This window comes from Streptomyces sp. NPDC033229 (assembly GCF_055576875.1).
The window spans coordinates 1-1022 of the sequence record NZ_JBVIQR010000222.1; the positions used below are offsets into that span (position 1 = coordinate 1).

The 1022-nt window shown below is 69.3% G+C and carries 1 pseudogene; it reads right to left on the bottom strand.

Going from position 1 to position 1022, the window contains the following annotated elements:
* Positions 1 to 979 (bottom strand): annotated as a pseudogene (locus tag ACZ53N_RS37530) (IS630 family transposase); the annotation flags it as partial.
* Positions 980 to 1022 lie beyond the last annotated feature (43 nt).

Here is a 1022-nt window from a genome sequence, read left to right on the forward strand (position 1 = left end):
GAGGGTCCGGGCGAGGTGGTCGGGATTGGTGAAGGCGGTGTTGGCCAGCGGGCCGCGCCGCAGGAGTGACCAGATACCCTCGACCGGGTTGAGGTCGGGTGCGTATGCGGGCAGTTGGTAGACATGCAGCCAGTCCCGTTCGGCGGTGAACTTCCGCATACCAGCGGTCAGATGAGTGTTGAGGTTGTCCCAGTTGAGGACAATGGGCCCGTCGAGCTGCTGGTGGGCGGCGATGAGCAGGTCGCGGTAGTCGGTCCAGGCGAAGCTCTTGCGCCGGCGCCGGCCACCGTCGTCATACCGGGCGCGGTAGATCAGCCGGCTGCGGCAGCCAGGCCGGTAGCAGGCCATGGCCGCAACGGAGATGCGTCTGCGGGACCGGCCCCGGACGCGGATCACCGGGGTGATCCCGCGCCGGGACCAGGTGCGGGCCTTGGGCGGCGTCATCGAGAACCCGGCCTCGTCTTCGAACACCAGCCAGGCCCCGAGCGCCGCCGCAGTCATTCCGCCTGCGGCCAGGTCCCCTTCACCCAGCCCATCACGGCTTCGTCGTCGCGCTCGACCGCCCGCCGGACGGGCATCTGACAGGTCCACCCGTGCCGTTTGAGCAGGTAGTACACGCCCTGGACGGTGCAGCTCTTGTGGAATCCGCGGCCGATGACCGTCCTGATCCGCTCCAGCGTCCACTTCTGGTCCGGCCACCCGTGCGCGGCCGGGCCTTTGGCGAGCTCCTGCTCGAGGACGGCGAACATTTCGTCATTCAGCCGCGGCAGGGCCGCCGGTCCCTTCGACCGCAGAGATCGGGGGTCGTCGTCGGCCCATGCCTTGCGCCACCGCTGGACCGACCGCACACTCACCCGGAGCTCTTTGGCGATGTCCGCGCTGGACCGCCCCGGGCCAACAGCTCGGCCGCGCGGGTCCGCAACTTCTCCCGGAATGCCCTCCGTTCGGCAGTCAGACCGCCGCCTTGTACGTACCTCATGAGGACGGCGTACCGCAGGGATCAAGGACCGTCAGCCCCTCCG